Origin of the sequence: Capnocytophaga sp. oral taxon 338 str. F0234, assembly GCF_000192225.1 — a bacterium.
Taxonomy (GTDB): Bacteria; Bacteroidota; Bacteroidia; order Flavobacteriales; family Flavobacteriaceae; genus Capnocytophaga.
The window spans coordinates 2,166,794-2,189,389 of sequence record NZ_GL872413.1; the positions used below are offsets into that span (position 1 = coordinate 2,166,794).

Here is a 22,596-nt window from a genome sequence, read left to right on the forward strand (position 1 = left end):
GTATTTGTATTTATATTATCATTTATATTTGCATTGTTATTTATATTATCATTTGCATTATCATTCACATTAGGTTGTTTTAGGTTTTGATTGGGTTGTTTTTTCAAAGCATTTCTATTTCCTTTAGGGGCACCTCCTTTTCTACCATTCTCGAAACGTTGGTTATTGGCATCTAACTGAGGCTTGATGAGGGTAAAAACAGACTGCGCTACTGGTGAGAGGTGTTCACTTTCCTCTCCATCAAGGGCATAACGAAGTAAAGCTAAAAGGGCTTCCATCTGTGTTCTCTTGCTTAAAGGAAGGAGCGCTTGATAGAAGCTACGATAGAAAATAAAAGAATCTCTTTTCATTTGCATACGATTTAATAATCAATAGAAAACGTTTTACAATATATTTGTATTATTTGACTACAAAAATACATCTTTTTTGCGGTAATGTCAAGAGAATTCATTACTAAAGTTTTGTTAATAACAAAAGAAGAGAATCCTAAAAAAGGCAATAAGTATTCTCAACTTATTGCCTCTACGAAATGAAAAAGTTCTCTATTTTTAGAGTTTTAACAGTAGTAAAACATTCCTTCGTTAACTATGCTTCTGCAGTGGTCTCTGGAGTCCATTCATTACAAAGCATTCCTTCTGCTGCATGGGATTGGTTCTCACAAAGGGAAGTGTTGTACTTTGCACAGGAAAGACAATCTACTTCATCCTTCAAACTGGGACGCATATTGAAATCGTCACAAGTGTGTTTTACCTCTACTTTGGTATTATAGAGTCTGCATACATTTTCCGCTGTGAGATTCTCACAATTCACACAGCCATTTACAAGTCTGATAGCCATAACTATTTGTTTTTAATGTTAATAATATTTATTTCTATTTTCTGGGTGCAAAGATACGACAACCCTTCTTTAGAAACAAAATAAATTACTCATTTTCAGTTATATATATTTTGAATAAGTAAAAACAACAAACAATGATTAATGATTAATTTTTCATTTTTCACTGTTCACTGTTCACTGTTCACTGTTCACTGTTCATTCACATACCCAGCTTTGGGTACTCGCCAGTTATATTTTTTACTTTTCATTTTTCATTGTCCACTTTTTTTTGTACTTTTGCCACATAGATGAATCAAAAAACCAAAAACTCAAAATGATTAAATTTGTTCTTTCTTCACTTCTTACCTTAATAGGTTCTTTGTATAGCTTCGCTCAATGGCAACAGCACATTGACTATCAAATGGATGTTCAGATGGACGTAAAATCCTTCCAGTACAAAGGCAAGCAGGTAGCCATCTATGAGAACCACTCACCCGATACGCTGCGTACTGTTTTTTACCACTTATACCTAAACGCTTTTCAGCCCAAGAGCCAAATGGATATGAATATGCGTCAGGTACCCGATATGCCCGCTCGCTTCATGCAGAATGTAGGCTCTGAAGAATCTCCTAAATACGAAAGCAAATTAGCTCATCTGAAGGAGAACGAACAAGGATTCATTCACATACGTACCCTCACTCAAAATGGCAAAGTTGCCCCTTATCAGGTAGTAGGAACTATCCTACAGGTAACCCTCCCCGAGCCTATCCTTCCTCATGGGAAGGCAACCCTTGCTATGGACTACACTGCACAAATCCCCACTTTTGCAATGCGTATGGGGCGCAATAACTCCGATGGCGTCGCCCTATCCCTCTCCCAGTGGTACCCTCGTATCTGTGCGTATGACAGCCAAGGTTGGCACCCTTACCAATATATATTCGGCGAGTTCTATGGGGATTGGGCTAACTTTGATGTAAAGATTACCATAGACAAGAATTACCTTGTTGCCGGCACTGGAGACCTGCAAAATGCTCAGCAAATAGGCTTCGGCTATCAGGGCATCAAGCCTGTGAAAACCCACCAGAAGACTCGCACCTGGCACTTCAAAGCCGAGCGAGTAATTGACTTCTCTTGGGCGGCTGACCCTTCTTTTCAGCATGATGTGGTAAAGACCAAGCGTGGAGTAGAACTCCATTTCTTCTATAAGAATTTTCCTGAAAACTGGAAGAAACTACAGCAAATTATGCCCCAGGTACTGGACTTCTACGAGGAAAAGGTAGGCGCTTATCCTTGGAGCCATTACTCCTTTATCCAAGCTGGACAAGGAGCTATGGAATATGCAATGTGTACCTTTATAGAAGGAGGAAAAGACCCCAATGCCCTTGTGAAAACTGCCTGCCACGAGCTGGCGCACACTTGGTTCCAACATATTTTCGCTATAGATGAACAACAATACCCTTGGTTTGACGAAGGGTTCACCTGTTTCCTACAACTATGGGCAGATGCCGAGGTAGTCAGGAAAGACCCTGTAGCCAATTTCTCCGACTTTCGCCATAAGGCTTTCCTTAAGTATATGAGTGAAAACCATGAAGAAGATCCTTCCATACGGGCGGACTTCTTCGAACGAAGTCGTTCTTATTTTAGTACTGCCTATGCCAAAGGCACCATGTTCGCCTCTCATCTGGATTATATCATCGGACGTAAAGCGATGGAGCGTACCTTCAAGCGCTTTTATAAGGAGTATGCCTTCACCCATCCTACCCCTGAAAACTTTGTACGCTGTGCCGAAAAGGAATCCGGTATGCAGCTCTTTTGGTTCCTCAAGGAGTTCATGCACACCACCCATCACATTAGCTATTGCATTGAGAAGTTGGAAGCCAAAGGCAACAAGACCTTAGTAACCCTTGTCAAAAAGGGACGCATCCCCATGCCTTTGGATATTATCATCATTCCTAATGGACAAAAACCATTCTCCGTATATGTCCCTACCGATCTTACCTTTGGGGAAAAGCCCAATCCGTTCATCAATATGGAGCGCATTGTCCTTCCTGTATGGAACTGGGCTGAAAACACTTACCAGTTTGAACTCAACCTCCCTTCTTCTCAGGTAAGAAACATCAGTATAGACCCTCAAGAGTTCATGGCAGACCCTAACCCTGAATGCCATCACTTAAAAAGTGAAAAATGAAAAGTAAAGTCGCGTGAGCGAGTATGTGGATGAAAATTTAATCCTTAATCATTAACCATTAATCATTATTTTTCGTACTTTTGCCCCAAAAAAAGAATGACCATCACTGAAATACAAAATGCTATTATTGAGGATTTCTCTTTTTTAGAAAGCTGGGAGGATCGCTATGAATATATGATTGACCTTGGCAAGAACCTACCGCTAATTGACCCTAAGTACAAAACAGAGGAATATCTGATCAAGGGTTGTCAAAGCCAAGTATGGCTACATGCCGAGAGCCAAGGAGATCTCCTTACCTTTACTGCCGATAGTGATGCCATCATCACCAAAGGAATTATTGCCATCTTGGTTAAAGTCCTCTCCGGTCAGAAGGCGACCGACATTCTTGCGGCTGATATGAGTTTTATTGATAAAATAGGGCTTAAGGAACACCTCTCTCCTACCCGTGCCAACGGGCTGGTGAGCATGATAGAACAGATGAAACTCTATGCCAAAGCAATTACCTTAAAGAACCATTAAACCATGCCAGAAGAAAAAGCACCTATCAATACCGACCTTATTGGAGAGAAAATCGTTGAGGTACTCCATACCATCTATGACCCTGAAATCCCTGTAGATATCTACGAATTAGGGCTTATCTATGATGTATTCATTAATGAGAATCACGATGTAAAGATTCTCATGACCCTCACCTCCCCCAACTGCCCCGTGGCGGAAGTACTCCCTCAAGAAGTCTATGAGAAAATAAGTAGTATTGATGAAATTAACGAAGTAGAAGTAGAACTTACCTTTGACCCTCCTTGGGGACAGGAGATGATGAGTGAAGAAGCTAAATTAGAACTTGGTTTCCTTTAACCTAAAGCCGATGAGAAAGATAGCTGTTATTCCTGCCCGCCTTGAGGCAACACGCTTTCCTAAGAAACTCTTACAGGACTTAGGGGGAAGAAGTGTTATTGAGCAGACCTATCTTGCCACCGAACGAACCTGCCTTTTTGACCAGGTGTGGGTGGCTACCGACAGCGTGGAAATTGCTCAAAGAATCACCACTATAGGAGGAAGGGTATTCTTGAGCAAAGTAGCTCATAGCTGTGGTAGTAATCGCATTGCTGAAGCCGTAGCGAACCTCCCTGCCGATATCATTGTGAATGTGCAAGGGGATGAACCTTTTATCCAAAAAAAGAGCCTACAGAGCCTCTTAGAGGTCTTTGACCATGACCCACATAAGCGGATTGACCTTGCCTCCCTGATGATGCCTCTGCTTGAGCAAGAGGAGATCCTAAACCCTAATAATGTAAAGGTGGTAGTAGACCATGAACTATTCGCCCTCTATTTCTCTCGTAGCCCAATTCCTTTCCTAAGAGACCCCAATAAGGAATACACCTATAAGAAACATATAGGCGTTTATGCCTTTCGCAAAGAAGCCTTAATGGAATTCTATCGCCTTGCTCCTACTCCTTTAGAGGAAATAGAAAAGCTCGAGCAATTGCGATATTTAGAAAATGGCAAACGCATCAGAATGGTACTCTCTCCTGTGGAAAACATAGGAATAGATACTCCTGAGGATTTGGAGAAGGCACGGCAATTATGGAAAAATACTTTTTAAATTAATATCCTATTAATCTCTACAGATTATGAAAAAAATACTATTCTTAACCGCAATCCTCTCTGTAATGGGTATAGGTACTGCTCAGAACAGGCAGGAAGCCATTCGTTTACAAAATTTGCAAAAATCCTGGGTTAAAAATATTCCCTTCCAAGCCCTCCCCCTTAGCAGAGGAGCAGGAGAGATTATCCAAGTAGATAGAAATCCTAAGAATCCTTATGAACTCTATGTAGCTTTATCCCATTCAGGGGTATGGTATAGTGATAACAATGGCGCCAGCTTTACTCCTACTTTTACCGATGCCATGTCCCCACAAACTACCGCTATGGCAGTCAATTGGGATACGCGTACCCTTTGGGTAGCTAATCATCAGGGGGTCTTTTTCAAGGAATATACCAAAGATTGGCAAACAACCTCTTGGACAGGTAATGTGAATATTCGCCAAATTACCCTCCTTTCCGATACTTCTGTTTGCCTTAGTGCCTTAGGAGATATCTCTGGAGATAAGGGCGTATTCTGTACTACCGATAAGGGAAAATCCTGGAACCAAACCTTCGGTCAGGTAGGCGTTAATGAGCTAAAGAAGGTACCTTCTGCTCCTGAAACACTCTTCCTCGCTGCTTGGGATATGGAACAAACCCCTTCCAACATCATTCCCGCAGGTAAGAAATCAGGAATCTATAAGAGTAGCAACTCAGGAACTACTTGGGAACTTATGACTGGGGCAGGCTCTGGCTTCCCTCAAGGGAATATCGGGAAAATATCCTTAGCGGTATTCAGCCCTACTTCCCTTTATGCATTGGTAGATAACCGCGAACGTGCCAAGGATGAGGGAGACGATGTGCTTTTCCATAACCTTTCCAATAAGGATTTCCTTGCCTTAGAGGATGAGAGGATTGAACAATACCTCTACAATCATTCCTTACAGAACAAATTCTCTGCCAATAATCTCCGTGAAATAGTACGCTCAGGAGCCGTCAAAGCCAGTGATATTCCTAAGTTCACCGGAGCCCTCCCAAGGGTTATCGGCGCTGAGGTGTATCACTCCGCCGATGGAGGAAAATCCTGGGTGAAAAAAAATAACTCCCCTCTGACCAATGTGTTCTACAGCAAAGGATATGAAGTAGGAGCTCTATGTGTAAATCCTAAGCAAGAGAATGAACTATACCTCTCAGGAATTCCTACACTCAAATCCAACAATGGAGGTATTACCTGGACACTCATCAAGGACAATGACAAAAGTCAAAAGGTGTATCAGCTCTTTGCCGATGAGAGACAAATCATCTTGGTAACCAATCAAGGAATGTTTCAATCCCTTGACCAAGGTCGCACTTGGGCAAGACAAGAAATGCCACAAACGGTTTATGTAACCTCCCTCTCTATCGGAAATCCTAAAGATGCTACCCTCTATGCAAGCATCCTTAACGGTGGGGTACTCAAGTATACCTCCAACCAATGGTTTCTCTCCAGCAATGAAAACGGACGCTTAGTCGTTACCCCTGAAAATAAGCTTTACCTTGCCCAATCATTAGGAAGTATCCTCCCCTTAAGGCAAAGCAAAATCACCCTTCCTTATGATAGAAAAACCAAACAACGTTACCCTTTGCAGACAGCACTTTCTCTTTCCCCTCAAAACAATACCATTCTCTATGCGGGGAGCAATGTGCTATTCCAATCCCTTAACGAAGGCAGACAGTGGAGTGCTATCTCCACAGACCTTACCAATGGAGATAAGGGTGGGATCCTCTCCTATGGTACTATATCCGCTATCGCTGAGTCCCCTTTTCAGTTCGGACTCATCTATACAGGAAGTGATGATGGAATGATTTATACTACCCAGAATGGAGGCGTTTCTTGGCAAATGATTTATTCCTCATTTCCCTCTCCTAACCGAGTAGTTTCACTGCTTGCCTCCAAGCATAACCAAGATCGTGTATATGCTATCCTACAGAATGATAACCACCAAGCCCTTATCTTTCGTAGTAATAATATGGGGAAAAGTTGGGATAACCTTAAGGCAAACCTTCCTGAGGAAACCGTTAATGTTATCGTAGAGGACCCCACCAACGAACAAGTCCTCTATTTAGGTACCGAAAACGGACTCTATGTTTCCTTTGATATGGGCGAGAAATGGCATATCTTTAAGGAAAATCTCCCTCGTACCTCTGTAAGCGCTATTGTGATAAATACCCAAACCAATCAGCTATATGTAGGTACTAAGGGACATGGCTTTTTCACTGCCAATGTAGCCGCTCTCAAGGAAATACGTGCCGCTGTACAAGATCAACTCTTCTACCCACTGAAGGAAACCTATTCCATTCCGTACTCTCCAAAATGGGGAAATGCCCCTAGCCCTTGGCAAGAACCTGAAGTGCCTACCTTATACTTGGAATCTTTTGCCTCAAAGGCAGGTAGCAATATTAAAATAAGTATTGTTAAGGACAAAATTACCCTTTCTAAGTTCACTTACCAAACCAAAATAGGACTTAACTTTATCCCTTTTGATTTGGTCTTTAACGAAGAAGGACGTGTTGCCTATGAAAAGAAACTCTTAACAACGTTCAAGAAGGCAAGCAATGGTAAGTATTACCTCCCTAAGGGTACTTACAGAATTATCTTTGATAGTGATGCCTTTGATGAAGAACGTACCCTTGTTATCGAATAAATTGTGTTTTTCATATTTAGTTTTTGTATTTAGAAGCTCCCCAAAAAGGAGCTTCTGTTATTATACATCATAAAATGTTAAAACCATATAAAATATTCCTTATTCGCTAAGAAAATTGTATCTTTACGGAAAAATCTGAACCAGATGTATAAAGTTTTCTTTGATGATAAAAAGATATTAGTAACCAATAAGCTTAAGAAATCCTATAAGAAAAAATACCGCATTTTCCTCAGTGAATCGGTCTCAGTGAAGGATTTTATCAAAAAAATAGAAGGTTACAGATATGGCAAATTTGTTTTTTATATAGATAAAAAAGAGAATTACTTTGATGATTTTGCCTCTTTTTTTGTCCAAATAGAAGCCGCAGGAGGTCTTGTGCGTGACCATAAAGGGAAAATCCTATTTATCAAACGAAAAGGGAAATGGGACTTACCCAAAGGAAAATTAGAGGAAGGAGAACTCTTAGAGGATTGCGCCCTTAGAGAAGTACAAGAAGAGACAGATGTCTCCCCCTTAGAGCTCTTAGGACTAAGAACCATCACCTATCATATTTATAAGCGAGAGCACCAGTACTACCTTAAGGAAACACATTGGTATAATATGTATAGCGATTACCCTAAAGAATTACACCCTCAAAAGGAAGAAGAGATAGAAATATGTACTTGGAAAAAACCTAAGAAGCTCAAAAAACTTCTGAAGAATTCATTCTCAAGCATCCATGAAGTGTTCAAAGGGGAATACTAAGTTAGTGAAAAGTGAAAAGTGAAAAACGAATAGTGAAAAATGAATTTCTCGCTGGGGCGAACCATATACTCGCCTGCAGGTATTTAGCGATTTTAGCTTGTGCCTACCCTATTATGCAAAAGTGAAAAACAAATAGTGAAAAATGAATCTCTCGCTGGGGCGAGCCATATACTCGCCTGCAGGTATTCAGCGATTTTAGCTTGTGCCTACCTCATTAGTGAAAAGTATAGCCAGCGAGTGCCCACAGCTGGGTATGTGGATGAAAAGTGAAAAATGAATCTCTCGCTGGGGCGAACCATATACTCGCTCATGCAACTTTACTTTTTACTTACAAATAATTGATTATCATTAGGATAAACAATATTCTTAAAAAAGATAGTAAAAAATGTCTTGGATATCAATATTTTTTATACTTTTGCACCTTACTTGAGAATGATTATTTACAAATAAATTCAGTTTATATGTATTGGACATTAGAACTTGCTTCCTACTTAAGTGATGCCCCTTGGCCTGCTACCAAAGAAGAAATCATTGATTATGCCCTTCGTACAGGTGCCCCCATGGAAGTGGTGGAGAACCTTGAAGCTCTTGAAGATGAAGGGGAAGTATATGAATCTATTGAGGAAATCTGGCCTGACTATCCCACTGAAGAGGATTATCTTTGGAACGAAGATGAATATTAAAATTCTTAAAGAGATGGCTTCCATCTCTTTTTTCATAGTATGACTCATATTGACATTATTTTAGGTATTTTCTTAGCCATAGGCATTGTACAAGGGTTCCTCAAGGGGTTCATCTGGGAGGTAGCCTCTCTTATATCTGTATTTGTTGCCTTATGGATCTCCATTCACTTCTCTGCCAGAGTAGCTCCTTTTGTAAGCGACCTTTTTTCCTTCTCTGCAAAAGCCAATCAGGTACTTTCTTTTATCATCACCTTCTTGCTTGCCCTTATCTTAGTAGGGCTGGCAGGAAAGCTCTTAACGAAGATTTTAGAAAGTGCTGCCTTAGGATCAGTAAACCGAGTGGCAGGAGCTGCCTTTGGAATGCTTAAGTGGTCACTCATTATAGGAACGGCACTAATGTACCTAAACCAAGGTGCCATTGAGCTTATTCCTAAAGAAACTACCCAGCAATCCGCTCTCTATCACCCTATCATCAAGACAAGTAGCTGGATACGTACCTATATTTTCCAATATAAGGATACCTTTAGCTCTCTCTCCCAATTGCCTTCCTCCCCGCATGAAAGTTAAAAATATTTTAATTGATTAGTTTTATTTTTCAAATTACTGTAACTTGCGATGTTTTTGCGCAACTCTCTTAAGAAAAGTTAAAATGAACTTGAAAATAATAACCACTTACTCCTTACTCGCTGTTCTCCTTAGCAGTTGCTATTGGCTGGACACCCCTAAGAAAAACAGTCATGCAGTGGCTCGAGTAGGCGATTATTACCTATATGAGGAGGATATCCGAAAACTGCTCCCTAAGGACTATACGCTGGAGGATAGCCTACAAATTGTAACCCCTTATATTGATAATTGGGCACTAAAAAAACTCCTCTTACTCAAAGCAGAGGAGAATATCTCCAATGCCAAAAAAGAAGAATTTGAACATTTAGTAAGCCAATACCGAACCGATTTGTATACCCAATCCTACTTAGACTTACTCTCTCGACAGGTGGATACCGCAATTAGCAAACAAGAAAGAGAGTTATTCTACCAAGAAAATAAGGATATCTTTAAGCTTAATGAGGAATTGATACAACTTCGGTATATACAGCTATCTCCCAGTAGCTTAAGTCCTAAAATCATCAACGCTTTCAAAAATTTTTCTCCTAAGGATAAGCAATATATTGATTCTTTAGCCCCTCACTTCACCTCCTCTTTCCTCAATGATAGTATGTGGGTAAGGGCAAGTGAAGTCCGTGAGAAGTTGCCTATGCTCGCCTCAAGGCTCAATAAGCGATTCTCACATCAGTTCCTTGAGGATAGGGATTCCACCAATGTGTACCTATTAAAAATAAATAACTTCTTGGACAATACCGACTATGCTCCCTTGAATTATGTATATCCAACCCTGCAACAAATTATCCTAAATAAGCGCAGGAGCAATTATATCAATGACTTAGAAAAAGAAATCATCAATAATGCAATTGAAAAGAAACAATTTGAAATCTATGAACAGAATTAACTATTTGGGTACATTATTTTTATCCTTTTTCCTCTGTATCCCATGCCTTTGGGCGCAATCTTCTAAAACGAAAATAGATGGGGTTGCCGCCGTCGTAGGAGATTATCTTATCTTAGAGACCGATATTGACCGTGCTTTAATAGAACTCCGCTCTCAAAATGTGGATACCAAGAATGTAACTCGTTGCCAACTCTTGGGTAAGCTCATGGAGGATAAGCTCTATGTGAACCAAGCCATCCAAGATAGTATCAAGGTTTCCGATACAGATATCCGTGATGGAGTGAATCGCCGTATTGAGTTCTTAACAGATCAGTTGGGAGATATACAAAAGGTCATTCAGTTCTATCACAAGGATGATGAGCAGTCCCTCCGCGATGAGCTCTTTGATATCCTTCGCCAAAACGAACTTAGCTCCCGTATGAAAGCTAAAATCGTAGAGAATATTGAGGTTACTCCTGAGGAAGTAAAACAGTTCTTTAACAAAATACCTAAGGATGAACTCCCTACCATTGGTACAGAATTAGAAATCGCACAAATAGTGATAGAACCTAAAGCACCTCAAAGTGAGGTGAATAAGGTCATTGAACAACTCAAGGAAATCAAGAAAGATGTACAGGAGAATGGGGCTAGCTTCCCCACCAAGGCAATCCTTTATTCTGCCGACAGAGCTACAGGAGGTAAGGAACTAACTTTCAATAGAAAATCCAGTTTTGCTAAAGAATTCAAGGATGTGGCTTTCTCCCTACAAGAAGGCGAAATATCTGACCCCTTCAAAACAGATTTCGGTTGGCATATCCTACAGGTGGTCAAGATACGGGGGAAGGAAGTCTCCGTACGGCACATTCTGATGGTACCACAAATCCCACAAAACTCATTGGAAGAAGCAAAAAAGAAAATTAATGATATCCGCAATAAAATTATCAATAAGGAATTCACTTTCGCAGAAGCCGCTAAGAATTTCTCCGATGAAAAGGAAACTAAGGAGGACGGAGGGCAACTGCTAAATCCTGAGAACTATTCTACCAAGTTTGAACTAACTCGTATGGAACCTCTCCTCTATTCACAAGTATCTTCCTTGAAGGATGATGAAATATCCTCCCCTATCATGGATGAGGACAGAACAGGAAGAAAAATGTACAAAATATACCGTATTACCAACCGTATAGGCGAACATACCGCTGATTTTATCAATGATTATACACGAATCCGTGATCTGGCATTGAAAGAAAAACAACTAGAAGCTGTGGGTAAATGGATGAATGAGGCTATCAAAAAAACCTTTATTTCTGTAAAAGGAGAATACAAAAAGTGTTCTTTTTCAAATAATTGGTTAAAAAAATAGAATTTTCTTAGTTAATTTTTCGTAGAATAAGGCTATCTGCAAATAATGCAGGTTGCCTTATTTTTTTACTGATTACAAATAAAAATCAGAAAAATATTGTTTATTTGATTTTTTCTTTATACCTTTGACAGCACATACAATAACATTTTAAAGAAGATTTTTATGAAAGTAACCGTAGTAGGCGCTGGAGCAGTTGGCGCAAGTTGTGCGGAATACATCGCACTGAAGAATTTTACTGCTGAAGTTGTTTTAATTGATATCAAAGAAGGTTTTGCCGAAGGAAAGGCAATGGACCTTATGCAAACAGCCTCCTTGAACGGGTTTGATACCCGTATTATAGGAGTAACTAATGACTATTCCAGAACGGCAGGAAGTGATGTAGCTGTGATCACCTCCGGTATTCCTCGCAAGCCAGGCATGACCCGTGAGGAACTCATTGGTACTAATGCAAATATTGTTAAGTCTGTAGTGGAACAACTGGTTAAGTATTCTCCCAATATCATTGTAATTGTGGTAAGTAACCCTATGGATACTATGACCTATCTGGCACATAAAGCTACCAAATTACCTAAAAATCACATCATTGGTATGGGAGGTGCTTTGGATAGTGCTCGTTTCAGATATCGCTTAGCAGAAGCCCTAAACAGCCCTATCTCCGATGTAGAAGGAATGGTAATTGCTGCTCACAGTGATAGTGGCATGCTCCCCCTTACCCGATTGGCAAGTTATCGCGGAGTGCCTGTTACTGAGTTCTTATCTGAAGAACGTCTCAGCCAAGTTGCTCAAGATACCAAAGTAGGAGGAGCTACTCTTACCAAACTTTTGGGAACTTCCGCCTGGTATGCTCCAGGTGCTGCCGTTTCCGCCTTAGTACAAGCAATCGCTTGTGACCAGAAAAAACTCTTCCCTTGTTCAGCACTCCTTGAAGGAGAATACGGACAAAAGGACGTGTGCGTAGGAGTCCCTGCTATCATCGGTCGTGATGGTATTGAGAAAATTGTAGAAATAAAACTCAATGATGCTGAAAAAGCTAAATTCAGTGAAAGTACTCAAGCTGTACGTGAGGTAAATAAAGCCTTAGAAGGCGTTTTATAAGCCCTTAAACAAAAAGAATGGGAGGCTATCTTTTAGGACAGCCTCCTTATTTTCTAAAAGTACTCCCTAAAAACACTAAATACAACCTTCTATATACACATATCCCCAACTGCTGTCCGTGTTAGCCTTACTTTTCCCCTCATATCAGATGAAACCCATCCTTATTGTTCAGATTCTCTACGTCCTACTTATCATCATGGTGTGTTTACGCATTATATGGGATACCCGCTCAGTAAGCAAAGCCTTAGCCTACCTGCTCTTGGTAATCTTTGCTCCTATCGTGGGGGCTATTTTCTATTTCTCTTTTGGTATTAACTACCGCAAACACAAAATATACTATAGGAAACTAACCATTGACCAACGCTTCCGAAAAACCTTGCAAGAACATTTTCCTCAATTGCGCAATCATCTCCGCTCATTAGCACCCTATGTAACTTCCTCTTATAAGAAAAGCCTACGCTTTTTATCACATATTGAACAGCGCCCTTCTATTATTCCTAACGAAGAGGTAAAGATAATCTGTAATGGCGAAAATTTCTTCCCACAACTGCTTGAAGCTCTTAAAAAAGCAACACACCACATCCATATTGAGTTCTATATCTATGAAAACGACCATATAGGGAATGCTATCAAGGATATTCTTATTCAGAAAGTAAAAGAGGGGGTAGAGGTACGCTTTATCTATGATGACTTTGGCAGTCAGGATATTCGTAAAAATATTGTAAAGGAATTAAAAGTGCATGGCGTACAGGCTTTCCCTTTCTACAAAATCACCTTCATTAAGCTCGCCAACCGCATGAACTACCGCAACCACCGAAAAATAGTAGTTATTGATGGCTATACGGCTTTTGTAGGGGGAATCAATATCAGTGACAAATATAACAATGCAGAAAAGAATCCCCTCTACTGGCGTGATACCCACTTGATGATACGCGGTTATTCTGTCTACACCTTACAAGCTATTTTCTTACAGGATTGGAACTTTTGTAGTGGGGAAAATGTTAATATCAATGCTCTCTACTTCCCTGTAGATATTACTCCCTATCCCACGAATTATTTTACCCAAATAGTATCCAGCGGGGCTGATTCTGACTTACCTAATATCCTTTATGCTACAGTACAACTTATCTATGCCGCCAAGCGAGAAATACTCCTTACCACGCCCTACTTTGTCCCAGATACCTCTCTGCAAGAAGCCTTAATAATAGCTGCTCTAAGTGGTGTAGAGGTGAAATTACTCCTCCCTAAGGAGGGGGATTCCGTGTTTGTACATACCGCCAGCGAATCCTTCTTTGAAGAACTCCTCAGAGCAGGGGTACAGATTTATCGTTATGAGAAAGGTTTTGTACATGCCAAAACTTTCGTAATTGATAGCGAAGTAGCCTCCGTAGGGACTGCTAATCTTGATGCTCGTAGCTTTGATCTTAATTTTGAAGTAAGTGCTATAGTCTATAACAAAAAGGTAGCCACTGAACTCCGCCTTATTTTCTACGAAGATATAAAAGAAGCCGCTCTACTTTCCATTGACCAATGGAAAAAGCGCAGCCGACTCAAACAGCTCTTAGAGCGCATGGCACGGCTTCTCTCACCTTTCTTGTAGTCAACATCGTTCTTAAGAACCACAGTTGATAAAAATTACTGGAGTACCATCCTCTTCATAGCCCTCTATATCAAAGCCTTCAAAGAAAATATGGTCACCCAAATCTTTATTTGCCAACGTGTTATGAATAAGCCATAATAGTTCTAATGCTCCAAAAGCAGTTCCGTCCCCTGAGTAGAGTTCCGCAACAATAAGAGCATCATACAAGCCTCTTTCATCGGGGGCTTCTTCAAAGAGATTCTCATTGGCAAGAATTTCAAAGTCATGTAGCTCTTTTCTACTCTTGATCCATGCCCGATACATTATCTTCACCTTAGGCGAACGGAAAATGGTTCCAAAAGGATTAAAATCCTCTATATCATTCTCTATATCTGCATTATAAGCCTTTACACTCTCCCAGAAAATCATCAGTCCAGGGTAATGCTCCTGAGTGAATGCCCAGGCTATATTGTCCAAAAGTCCTGTATTCTGAGTAGGAGAGAAATCCGCACATACATTAGGACGATTTACATCCACCACTGGAGGATAAGGAATATCCCTTTCGCTGAAGCGCTCTAACAGAGCACTACTATCATTCTCCAATTTGTAGAGCATCTCCTGTTCATAAAGGGGTACTATACTATAAAAATGTACCTCTTTTCCTGTAGGAAGTTGTGCTATGGCATTTTCTCCATCTTTATCATCGGCTGTAATGAGTAGCATACAAGTGAAGTCAGTTCCTTCCAAAGGATCGCCTGTAGGGATAGTATGTCCCCAAGCTAAGAAAGTATCCTGTTCAATAGGGAGGCGAGCGAGAATCTTTAGCCAGCGAATAGGCCAATAATCCTTTTCTTCATTACTCTTAATATCCCAATGAGCAGGCAGGTTAATAACCATTTCAGCAAAAGGACTTCCTCCAAACCCTTCAGGTACATTCATTGCATAAGCACCCATTCCTCCTGTTACCAAAGTATAATAATTGCGCTCTTTAGTAGGCTTGACAATGTAAATATCACAATGAATATCCGGAGATACTATCTCATGGAATACTTCATCAAATTTTCCAAAATTCTCCTCTATATAATCCTCCAAAGCCTCTCTTTCCTCTTCTTCATAATAAGCGGGCTGACCATTCTTTGAAAGGAACTCCATGGAATCTTTCTCCTCAGAATAAGCCAATCGCCCTGTCTCTATCCCTTCTATTGTTTTAGTAAGCCACTGAAAAAGCCCTGAAAATACAAAAGAGATATCATATTCTTCCAATTCCTTGGAGGGAGTTACTCCTATAAGCTGACCATAAATACCTTCCTGTGGGTCATTATCAAGGTCAAAACATAGGTAGCTATCTATCTCTCCTCCTACCTCATGTATCATAAAAGGCACCCATTTATAATTGAAGAGCTGGTTCTTTATATAGCCTTCTTCCTCAAAGTTCTGTTCTGGAATTTGTAATTTCTGCCAGTTTTCACCAAAGGTGTCTTTAAGAAAATCTGATATTTTTTGTTGGCATTCTTCTATTTCATCAAGCCCTACAAAACGTTGTTCTGAGCCAAAGAAAGGTTTCTTTTCTCTCTGTCCATCAAAAGTTCTATGTAGTTGTTTGAAATCCTCAGGGAGGGTAAAGCCTAATCGTCTCTCAAAGGCTTCTATTTTCTCTTCCGTAGCTGGCTTCCCTAAACGCTGTTCCATCTGTGGAGCATACTTCCGAATTGTCTTTACAAAATCTTCTAATATATACTCCACACCTCCTTTGCCTCCTTCTACAGCATCCAATAGTGTAATTCCTTTCTCCTGAGCAATAGTTACATAATGTAATAACTCCTGTGCTCCTGAAAGAGAAGCGGCTCTTTCAAGATGTTTTTTAGCATTCTCTATATCATTAAGGTAGAAGTAAGAATACCCTATACGATAATTCCACACCTCTGTATCACCTATTTCAGCTTCAAGATATTTGAAAATCTCCACAGCTCTACGCAGATATTTCTCATTTCCCTCAGATGAATCTAACCAATATAAGTTATTATAGGCACGCCCCAATTCACTGAGCACCGCTGTAGTCTTATCCTCATGAGGGAGATTCTCTATAAAGTCAATGATCGCCTGAATATGGTCGTCTTCATTCCACTTATCAATTTTTTTTAAGATCTGTTGTTCTGTCATAGTATTGATTCTTATTTGTTTACAAAATTTTTCGTGCCTTTTTTATACAAAAAATGGCAAGCTACCTACATCGCACCGCTACAACCTTATACCTTTGCTGCGTTCCCACCCTGGAGGATTCTAAGGGAGCTGGTCGTGTAGGACTTGCCGAGTGCAAAGGTACAAAAAAAATGAAATAATACAAATTATTTTCAATCTTTTTTTTGTAACTTCTCTGAGCACCTCTACTTACCTCTCTTGAAAAATCATAATCCACTATATATTAATCTAAAAGAAAAGATAATTACATAGTAACGCTCTAGGGTTCTTTCATTACAAAAACTCATACGCTAAAAGGAAACACTATAACGGCTCATACGGGGAGCAAAAACGTCCAAAGAAAAAGTTTTTAATTCTTTGGACGTGTAAATCATCTCTATTAAAAAGATCTAGTGCTATTATTGTTCTTTTATCAAAAACAAATATACGGGAAAGTGATCGGAATAACCCCCTGTATAGCTTCCATTAGCATAACTACGGAAAGGATAACCTGCATACCTCCCTGATGGATTGGCCAATTCTGGGCTGTTGAACACACCCGCTTTCCAATATTTATAGCCTTTCCCCTCTGGAGCAAGATATCCATAAGTAATTATAAACTGGTCAAATAAACTCCAACTATCACGATATGCCAAAGTCCCTATCCCTTTCTTATACATGCTTTCCATAGGATTGTATAGCTCTCCTTGTCGTACTTTATTCTTGTCCGCTTTTGTTTTAAGCACTTTCTTAAACCCTGAATTGGTAGGATCATCATTGAAATCCCCCATACTAATCACCTTAGCCATAGGATTAATCGTAGTTAAGGAATCAAAGATTCTTTTATTTAAGGCAGCAGCAGCTTCTCTTAAAGGACGGCTTGCAGCTTCCCCTCCTGAACGTGAGGGCCAGTGATTAACAATAAAATGTATTTCCTCCCCGTCCATCTCTCCTGAAATAAGAATCTGATCACGTGTGTAACGGCGCTTCCCCGCAGCATCCTTGATATCTAAGAAATGTTTAGAGGTCTTTGTAGGCTTGAATACTCCCTGCTTATACAGAAAGGCTACATCTATCCCACGAGCATCAGGAGAATTATAATGAACAATCCCATAATAGTTACCCTTCAATGCTTCAGAATTTATCAAATCCTCCACTACATCACGATTCTCTACCTCCGCTAATCCTACAAAATCAGGGGCTTGTCCTGTAACATCTTTCCCTATCTTAGCAATTGTAGTACTAAGTTTATTGATGTGGTCAAAATAATGCTCACTTGTCCAATGATCTTTCCCAGTAGGAGTGCGATCATCATCAAATTTCTTGGGGTCATTTATCGTATCAAAGAGGTTCTCCACATTATAGAACGCTACAGTACGAACCTTATAAGTCTTAGATTGTGCTTCCACAAACAAACTATTTAACGTCAATAGAATACAAAAAGGTAAACAGAATTTTTTCATCTAAAGTAATTTTTGACAAAAATACGATTTTCTCCTTTAAAAAACAAATAAAACCTAAAATATTCCCTCATCAATTATCACAAATTTCTATGGTTTTTTAACTTTCCTTTTTCTACTTTTCTCATTGAATTTCCGTACAAAGAAGGTAATCGTAACTATCTGCACCTTGCCATAACACTCAAAGAAAAAGGGAAAGGGTATTGCCTAAATGAGCAATGCCCTTTCCCTTTATAAAATAACTAATGTAACTTTACTTTGAGAATTCTACCTTAATAATTACGACTCCATTCATTCCTTTTTCTTTGAAATCCTCTGTACGCTTAGTTCCTTTCTTGAAAACCGTAGTGGAAGTAATCTTAGTGATTTTGGAAAGTTCACTCTGTGAATACTCCATTATATCCTTATAATTAACCAGTACCAAAGGATAAGCTTCTGTTCTTTTCTGGTTCTTATTGATATAATTCTGATAATCTCGAAGGGATTTCTTTAGTTTTAGCTTAAAAGTCTCATTTAGGATTTTTTCTCCTCCTTGTAAGGACTCTGTAAAAGTTGCCGTTGTGGAGGAACTTCCTTGTGCCAATTCTGTATTAATGACCCTTTGACCGGTACGGAACTCTTCTGACTTTCGCTTCCTTTCTTCTTCCTTAGCTTTCTTTTCTGCTTCCTTCTTAGCATTGTATTCAGCTACTTCTTTAGCATATTGCTGCTTGGCTTCCTCCTTTGCCTTCTTTTTGGCTTCCTCTTCTGCTCTACGCTTTTCTACTTCTCTCTGAATAGCCTGTTTACGTTCTAATTCTGCTTTTTCCTTAGCCGCTTTCTCTTTCTCTAAGCGTTCTGTCTCTCTCTCATATTCAGCCCTTCTTTTGGCTTGCTCTTCCTTTTCTTTGGCTTTTTTCTCTGCTTTTTCCCTCTCAGCTTTCACTTGAGCAGCCAATACATCCTCATAAGCAGAGTCAAAAACAGGTTTCCCTTCAGCCTTTCCAAAGTTATAATTAAAGAAGAAAATAGGGCGTGTATCTTTCGTAGGTTTTGCTTTCCCAAAGAAAGCACACCATGAAGCATTTACACGTAAGTAATATCCCCATCCTTCAAAAAAACGAGTATATGTATAGTTCTTAAACCCAAATAGCTTAGTGGCTAAGCTATATCCCTCTACCTTAAAAGTAGGACTATTCGTTTCTATATACTTAATCTTGTTATTCTTATCCACCCCAAGAGAGTAATCCACCTTATTCACTGTTGTCTTCTCCTTCCTAAGGAATCCCAAAGGTGTCTCCAAGGTTTCGTTCAGATGATTGTCCTTCCATGTCTCCTCCAATTTAGGTTGAGCAAAGACAAAAAAAGACAAACAAAAGCTCAAAGTCATCAAAAAATACTTTATTCTCATTTGTTTAGTAATATAAAATTCTTGATTAAAAAACTTTTCAGGGTGCAAACATACAAAAAAACTTAATACAAACCTAATTTCTACAAAAAATAATCTTATCTTCCTAAATCCCTATTCTTTCTTTATCTCCTTGAGTAAATACTTTTGACTTACTAATATAACCTTTTATGTATTTTCTTATTTTTTCAGACTCATTTCCAAGATTTTGTAATATAAAATCCTTATCCTCCACAATATTACTACGATAAGGGACTATCTTAGGCAAATGCTCCTGCACACTAAGGCGAATAAAATGAACCTCTATATCGGTAGGTGCTTCCTTTACAGCTTCCTCTATAAGTTTTTTGCCCTCCTTAAGCATTTGTCTTAACTTCCCTGATTGCTTGGAATACATCATCAAAGAAGCTCCCTTATAAGCTTTCTTTACGGGAGTATCTAAGGCTACAGATTCCATGAAGGTATAGAATTTTTCCGTACTTTCTTTGCTATCGGAGGCTTTAATATATTCCTTCTGTATTTCCTCTACAGATTGTGCCTGAAGGGGAAGGCAAACTATAAAAAACAACAAACATATTCTTAACATAGCTTATAAGTATTCGTTAGTTTCAGTGCTACCGTATCCCCAAAAGAAGTTATATTCTTTACAACAATAGCATCCGGTTGTTCTGTAAGTTCCAACTGTAATGTTAGTTCTGAAGAAGTGTTAGGATTAATCAGTGCCATGAACTTGACATTGGCAGTCTTGCTCAGAAAAAGCTCCTTATGGGTAATCCCCTCTGTGATATCTTTGATAATCTGCAACATACACACACCAGGCGTAATAGGGTTATTCGGGAAATGCCCTTTGAAAATAGGATGTAGCGGATTAAGAGAAATATAACAAGTATATTTTCCTTCTCCTAAAGATTGTATTTCATTAAGTGTATAAAAATCTTCTAACATAGTCTCTTTAGTTATAGATCATAATAAATTCAAGGTAATTTTCACTTGTAAAGTATGGTGTTCTATTATAACTTGCCTTAGCTCTCCTTTTCCTTCACAGGAGAATTTAAAAGTTGTATATTTATTTGAACCCTTAGTATTTATCTGTTGATATACATTTTTATCTTGATTTACAAACAAATAGCTTTTCTCTTTACCTTCTTCAGATAAATAGATAACCTCCCGGGAGGTTACATACTTTTCCGTACTGTGGAATGTCCTAAGCAAGTCCGAAAAATCACGCTGGAGGAGCCTAATCAAAATCTTCCTATCTAAGTCCTCATTAATATAATTGACCCTCCATTGGTCTTCCTTATTATAAGAAAAATCCAAGAGTGTATTTCCAAAATCAGTCGTAAGTGCTACCCTATAGGAAAGAGAGGTTGTCTTTATCGCTAAAATTCCATTAAAAGTATGCCCATAAGCCTCTATCGTAGCACGAAAGAGGTATTCTTCTCCGGATTTAAAATAAGGATTCTCAATCCTTTCCTCTATCTTTTCTCGCTGAGAATCCTTCGGTACATAAAAGGGAGTCCCACAACCTAAGAAAAAGAAAAAAATACTATATATTAAAAACCGATGCATCAATAGGAGTATTGAGTTTTTTGTTCATAAAAATAATTTCAGTATAATCCTCTGTAGGTTCTATAAGCTTAACGCGCCCCACAGTAGCATCTGAGGAAAAGAATAAATGGATTTCCTTAATATACTTTTGCAAAGTCCTATCCTTAGGAGAGAACTTTGCCAAGGTCTCATTCCCTGATGTATACAGAATTATCGCAAACTCCTTATCATCAAACATGTTACCGCTCACAGAACTGACAATCAGCTTATTTATCTTCTTAAAAATCTTATTATCAGCTTTCATCTGAGAGACTTTCCCTTCGTCATTCACTTTGATATTATCTCTCTGGAAAACAATTTGATAGCGATAAGGAGTGGTATACTGCCAATTCAGCTGATCAGGCTTTAAAAAAGCCATTTTCCCCTTCGTTTCTATATCTTTGGACATGAATTCCAAATGTTTTCTCTGTTTAAAATCTGCCTGTAAGGTTTCAATAGTCGCATTCTTCTCTATCACCTTAGCCTTGAAAGCAGTAATTTGTGCTTGAGTAAGTGCCTTTTCCTGCCCCCATAGCAAGGTGGTCATTATAAGACCAAAAAATAGGTATCCGTACTTCATTCTATAGTTTTTCATAACAGACTCACAATAACTATGCCATACTAAACAAGGCAAGGACGTATAAAGGCATCCAGCTGCTGATATTCTATCAAGAACGCATCATGACCATGAATAGAAATGATCTCATGATAGGTTACTCTCTTATCCATTTGTTGTAATCGTTCAAAGGTCAAACGGTTCTCTTCGGGGACAAAATATAGGTCAGTATTGGTAGCAATAATATGAATTTGTGTAGTTACCCGAGCCATTACCTGCTCAAACGTTCCCCTATCCTTACCTATATCAATCGTTTTAACCAATTGATTCATTAACTTATAAGCAGGTAAGGTAAACCGGTTTTGGAGCTTCTCACCATGATGTAAAAGCCATGTTTCCGTATTGAAGAGATTCTTATCAGGATTTACACTACGGTCAAATTTTTCTTTGAGAGAAGCAGGGGTACGATAGCAAAGCATCGCATGCATACGCGCATCGTGTAGGGGATTATTCCCTTCCAGAAGCCTCTCTTGGATAAGGCAGTTAGCAATTACCCAATCGGTCGTCTTCCAATCGGTCGCTACTGCGAAAAAATGAGTAACATATTCAGGAGCGAGGGCTATCATCTCCCAAGCAATCCCTCCGCCTAAAGAGCTACCTGAGAGAATTTCCAGATGATTCACCTGCAGTTGCGCCAAACCTAATAAAAAGATACGCGCTACATCCCTCGCTATCCATTCCTTATAATCCTTAATCAATTCGTGTTCCCTACTGTGATAACCGTTTCCTGGTATATTAAAACAAATAACCGTATGAGTAGTGGTATCAAAAGCCTTTCCCTCCCCTACTGTCTGGTTCCACCAACCTTCCTTACCTATTACTTGTGAATTGCCTGTAAGAGCGTGATTAACCACTATTACCGGTGCTTCTCCTAAAGGCTTCCCAAAGGTTTGATAGGTAAGGTTCAGTAAAGGATATTTTCTTCCTGATAAAGTAACAAAGTCTTTGATTTCTATACACTTAAGCTCCTTCATAGCAATATAACCTATAATCAAAATAAATAACTTATCTTTCTTTTTACTTTTAAACGCAAAAGTAGTCTTTTATAATAAAATAAACAAATCCTTATAGGTTTTTTTCTAAGAATCCTATATTCCCCATAAAATAATAAATTATTATACACAAATGTTTAAAAATCATTATATTATG

At 39.1% G+C, this 22,596-nt stretch carries 23 protein-coding genes and 1 other RNA gene; 13 read left to right on the forward strand and 11 right to left on the reverse strand.

What is annotated here, in order from left to right:
• Both HMPREF9071_RS09795 and HMPREF9071_RS09800 read right to left on the reverse strand, forming a co-directional pair.
• Nucleotides 1-350 (reverse strand): DUF6291 domain-containing protein (locus HMPREF9071_RS09795; protein ID WP_253908276.1); only part of this gene is annotated, 350 nt, incomplete at its 3' end.
• A 235-nt stretch (nucleotides 351-585) separates the two neighbouring features.
• Complete coding sequence (locus HMPREF9071_RS09800; protein WP_009746476.1) at nucleotides 586-837, reverse strand: hypothetical protein; 252 nt, start codon at nucleotides 835-837, stop codon at nucleotides 586-588.
• A 313-nt stretch (nucleotides 838-1,150) separates the two neighbouring features.
• Here HMPREF9071_RS09800 and HMPREF9071_RS09805 point away from each other — a divergent pair, with 313 nt between their 5' ends.
• From HMPREF9071_RS09805 to cls, 13 genes are all read left to right on the forward strand, one after another.
• Nucleotides 1,151-3,004 carry a M1 family metallopeptidase gene (locus HMPREF9071_RS09805; protein ID WP_009746477.1) on the forward strand — a complete coding sequence of 618 codons (1,854 nt, stop codon included), beginning with the start codon at nucleotides 1,151-1,153 and terminating at the stop codon, nucleotides 3,002-3,004.
• Nucleotides 3,005-3,100: 96 nt separating this feature from the next.
• Nucleotides 3,101-3,523, forward strand: a complete 423-nt coding sequence (locus tag HMPREF9071_RS09810) for a SufE family protein (RefSeq protein ID WP_009746478.1) — start codon at nucleotides 3,101-3,103, stop codon at nucleotides 3,521-3,523.
• A 3-nt stretch (nucleotides 3,524-3,526) separates the two neighbouring features.
• Nucleotides 3,527-3,859 (forward strand): iron-sulfur cluster assembly protein, encoded by a 333-nt coding sequence (locus HMPREF9071_RS09815; protein WP_009746479.1) that lies wholly within the window; start codon nucleotides 3,527-3,529, stop codon nucleotides 3,857-3,859.
• Nucleotides 3,860-3,869: 10 nt separating this feature from the next.
• Entirely contained in the window at nucleotides 3,870-4,607 is a 738-nt protein-coding gene (gene kdsB, locus HMPREF9071_RS09820; protein WP_009746480.1) for a 3-deoxy-manno-octulosonate cytidylyltransferase, read from the forward strand.
• 28 nt (nucleotides 4,608-4,635) lie between these two features.
• The gene (locus HMPREF9071_RS09825) at nucleotides 4,636-7,272 is read left to right on the forward strand and encodes a hypothetical protein (RefSeq protein ID WP_009746481.1); all 2,637 of its coding nucleotides are present in this window, start codon (nucleotides 4,636-4,638) and stop codon (nucleotides 7,270-7,272) included.
• Nucleotides 7,273-7,416: 144 nt separating this feature from the next.
• The gene (locus tag HMPREF9071_RS09830) at nucleotides 7,417-8,016 is read left to right on the forward strand and encodes an NUDIX hydrolase (protein WP_009746482.1); all 600 of its coding nucleotides are present in this window, start codon (nucleotides 7,417-7,419) and stop codon (nucleotides 8,014-8,016) included.
• A gap of 135 nt (nucleotides 8,017-8,151) precedes the next feature.
• Entirely contained in the window at nucleotides 8,152-8,286 is a 135-nt protein-coding gene (locus tag HMPREF9071_RS12610) for a hypothetical protein (protein ID WP_256378933.1), read from the forward strand.
• Nucleotides 8,287-8,477: 191 nt separating this feature from the next.
• A complete protein-coding gene (locus HMPREF9071_RS09835) occupies nucleotides 8,478-8,699 on the forward strand; it encodes a DUF2795 domain-containing protein (protein ID WP_009746483.1) in 222 nt (73 codons plus the stop codon).
• Nucleotides 8,700-8,738: 39 nt separating this feature from the next.
• Complete coding sequence (locus HMPREF9071_RS09840; RefSeq protein WP_009746484.1) at nucleotides 8,739-9,266, forward strand: CvpA family protein; 528 nt, start codon at nucleotides 8,739-8,741, stop codon at nucleotides 9,264-9,266.
• Between the two features lie 82 nt (nucleotides 9,267-9,348).
• Nucleotides 9,349-10,203 carry a hypothetical protein gene (locus HMPREF9071_RS09845; protein WP_009746485.1) on the forward strand — a complete coding sequence of 285 codons (855 nt, stop codon included), beginning with the start codon at nucleotides 9,349-9,351 and terminating at the stop codon, nucleotides 10,201-10,203.
• Nucleotides 10,190-11,545: a peptidylprolyl isomerase gene (locus HMPREF9071_RS09850; RefSeq protein ID WP_040358530.1), complete on the forward strand. Its 1,356-nt coding sequence runs from the start codon at nucleotides 10,190-10,192 to the stop codon at nucleotides 11,543-11,545. The genes HMPREF9071_RS09845 and HMPREF9071_RS09850 overlap by 14 nt, the downstream gene beginning before the upstream one ends.
• A 162-nt stretch (nucleotides 11,546-11,707) precedes the next feature.
• Nucleotides 11,708-12,640, forward strand: a complete 933-nt coding sequence (locus HMPREF9071_RS09855; protein ID WP_009746487.1) for a malate dehydrogenase — start codon at nucleotides 11,708-11,710, stop codon at nucleotides 12,638-12,640.
• Nucleotides 12,641-12,788: 148 nt separating this feature from the next.
• Nucleotides 12,789-14,240: a cardiolipin synthase gene (cls, locus tag HMPREF9071_RS09860; RefSeq protein ID WP_040358100.1), complete on the forward strand. Its 1,452-nt coding sequence runs from the start codon at nucleotides 12,789-12,791 to the stop codon at nucleotides 14,238-14,240.
• Between the two features lie 12 nt (nucleotides 14,241-14,252).
• Here cls and HMPREF9071_RS09865 read toward each other — a convergent pair whose 3' ends face one another.
• The 9 genes from HMPREF9071_RS09865 to HMPREF9071_RS09900 all read right to left on the reverse strand — a co-directional run bounded on the left by HMPREF9071_RS09865 (nucleotide 14,253) and on the right by HMPREF9071_RS09900 (nucleotide 22,421).
• The gene (locus HMPREF9071_RS09865) at nucleotides 14,253-16,379 is read right to left on the reverse strand and encodes a suppressor of fused domain protein (protein ID WP_009746489.1); all 2,127 of its coding nucleotides are present in this window, start codon (nucleotides 16,377-16,379) and stop codon (nucleotides 14,253-14,255) included.
• A gap of 51 nt (nucleotides 16,380-16,430) precedes the next feature.
• Nucleotides 16,431-16,529: signal recognition particle sRNA small type (ffs, locus tag HMPREF9071_RS12035), an RNA gene on the reverse strand.
• A 287-nt stretch (nucleotides 16,530-16,816) separates the two neighbouring features.
• A complete protein-coding gene (locus HMPREF9071_RS09870; protein ID WP_009746491.1) occupies nucleotides 16,817-17,860 on the reverse strand; it encodes an endonuclease/exonuclease/phosphatase family protein in 1,044 nt (347 codons plus the stop codon).
• Nucleotides 17,861-18,110: 250 nt separating this feature from the next.
• Nucleotides 18,111-19,226, reverse strand: coding sequence for a hypothetical protein (locus HMPREF9071_RS09875; RefSeq protein ID WP_253908277.1), 1,116 nt, complete (start codon nucleotides 19,224-19,226; stop codon nucleotides 18,111-18,113).
• Between the two features lie 124 nt (nucleotides 19,227-19,350).
• Nucleotides 19,351-19,830 carry a hypothetical protein gene (locus HMPREF9071_RS09880; RefSeq protein ID WP_009746493.1) on the reverse strand — a complete coding sequence of 160 codons (480 nt, stop codon included), beginning with the start codon at nucleotides 19,828-19,830 and terminating at the stop codon, nucleotides 19,351-19,353.
• Nucleotides 19,824-20,189, reverse strand: a complete 366-nt coding sequence (locus tag HMPREF9071_RS09885; RefSeq protein ID WP_009746494.1) for a 3-hydroxyacyl-ACP dehydratase — start codon at nucleotides 20,187-20,189, stop codon at nucleotides 19,824-19,826. Before HMPREF9071_RS09885 ends, HMPREF9071_RS09880 begins: the two co-directional genes overlap by 7 nt.
• Nucleotides 20,190-20,207: 18 nt before the next feature.
• Nucleotides 20,208-20,813 carry a hypothetical protein gene (locus tag HMPREF9071_RS09890; protein WP_009746495.1) on the reverse strand — a complete coding sequence of 202 codons (606 nt, stop codon included), beginning with the start codon at nucleotides 20,811-20,813 and terminating at the stop codon, nucleotides 20,208-20,210.
• Nucleotides 20,791-21,411 carry an outer membrane lipoprotein carrier protein LolA gene (locus HMPREF9071_RS09895; protein ID WP_040358536.1) on the reverse strand — a complete coding sequence of 207 codons (621 nt, stop codon included), beginning with the start codon at nucleotides 21,409-21,411 and terminating at the stop codon, nucleotides 20,791-20,793. Before HMPREF9071_RS09895 ends, HMPREF9071_RS09890 begins: the two co-directional genes overlap by 23 nt.
• Nucleotides 21,412-21,452: 41 nt before the next feature.
• Complete coding sequence (locus HMPREF9071_RS09900; protein WP_009746497.1) at nucleotides 21,453-22,421, reverse strand: alpha/beta fold hydrolase; 969 nt, start codon at nucleotides 22,419-22,421, stop codon at nucleotides 21,453-21,455.
• Nucleotides 22,422-22,596: the final 175 nt, after the last annotated feature.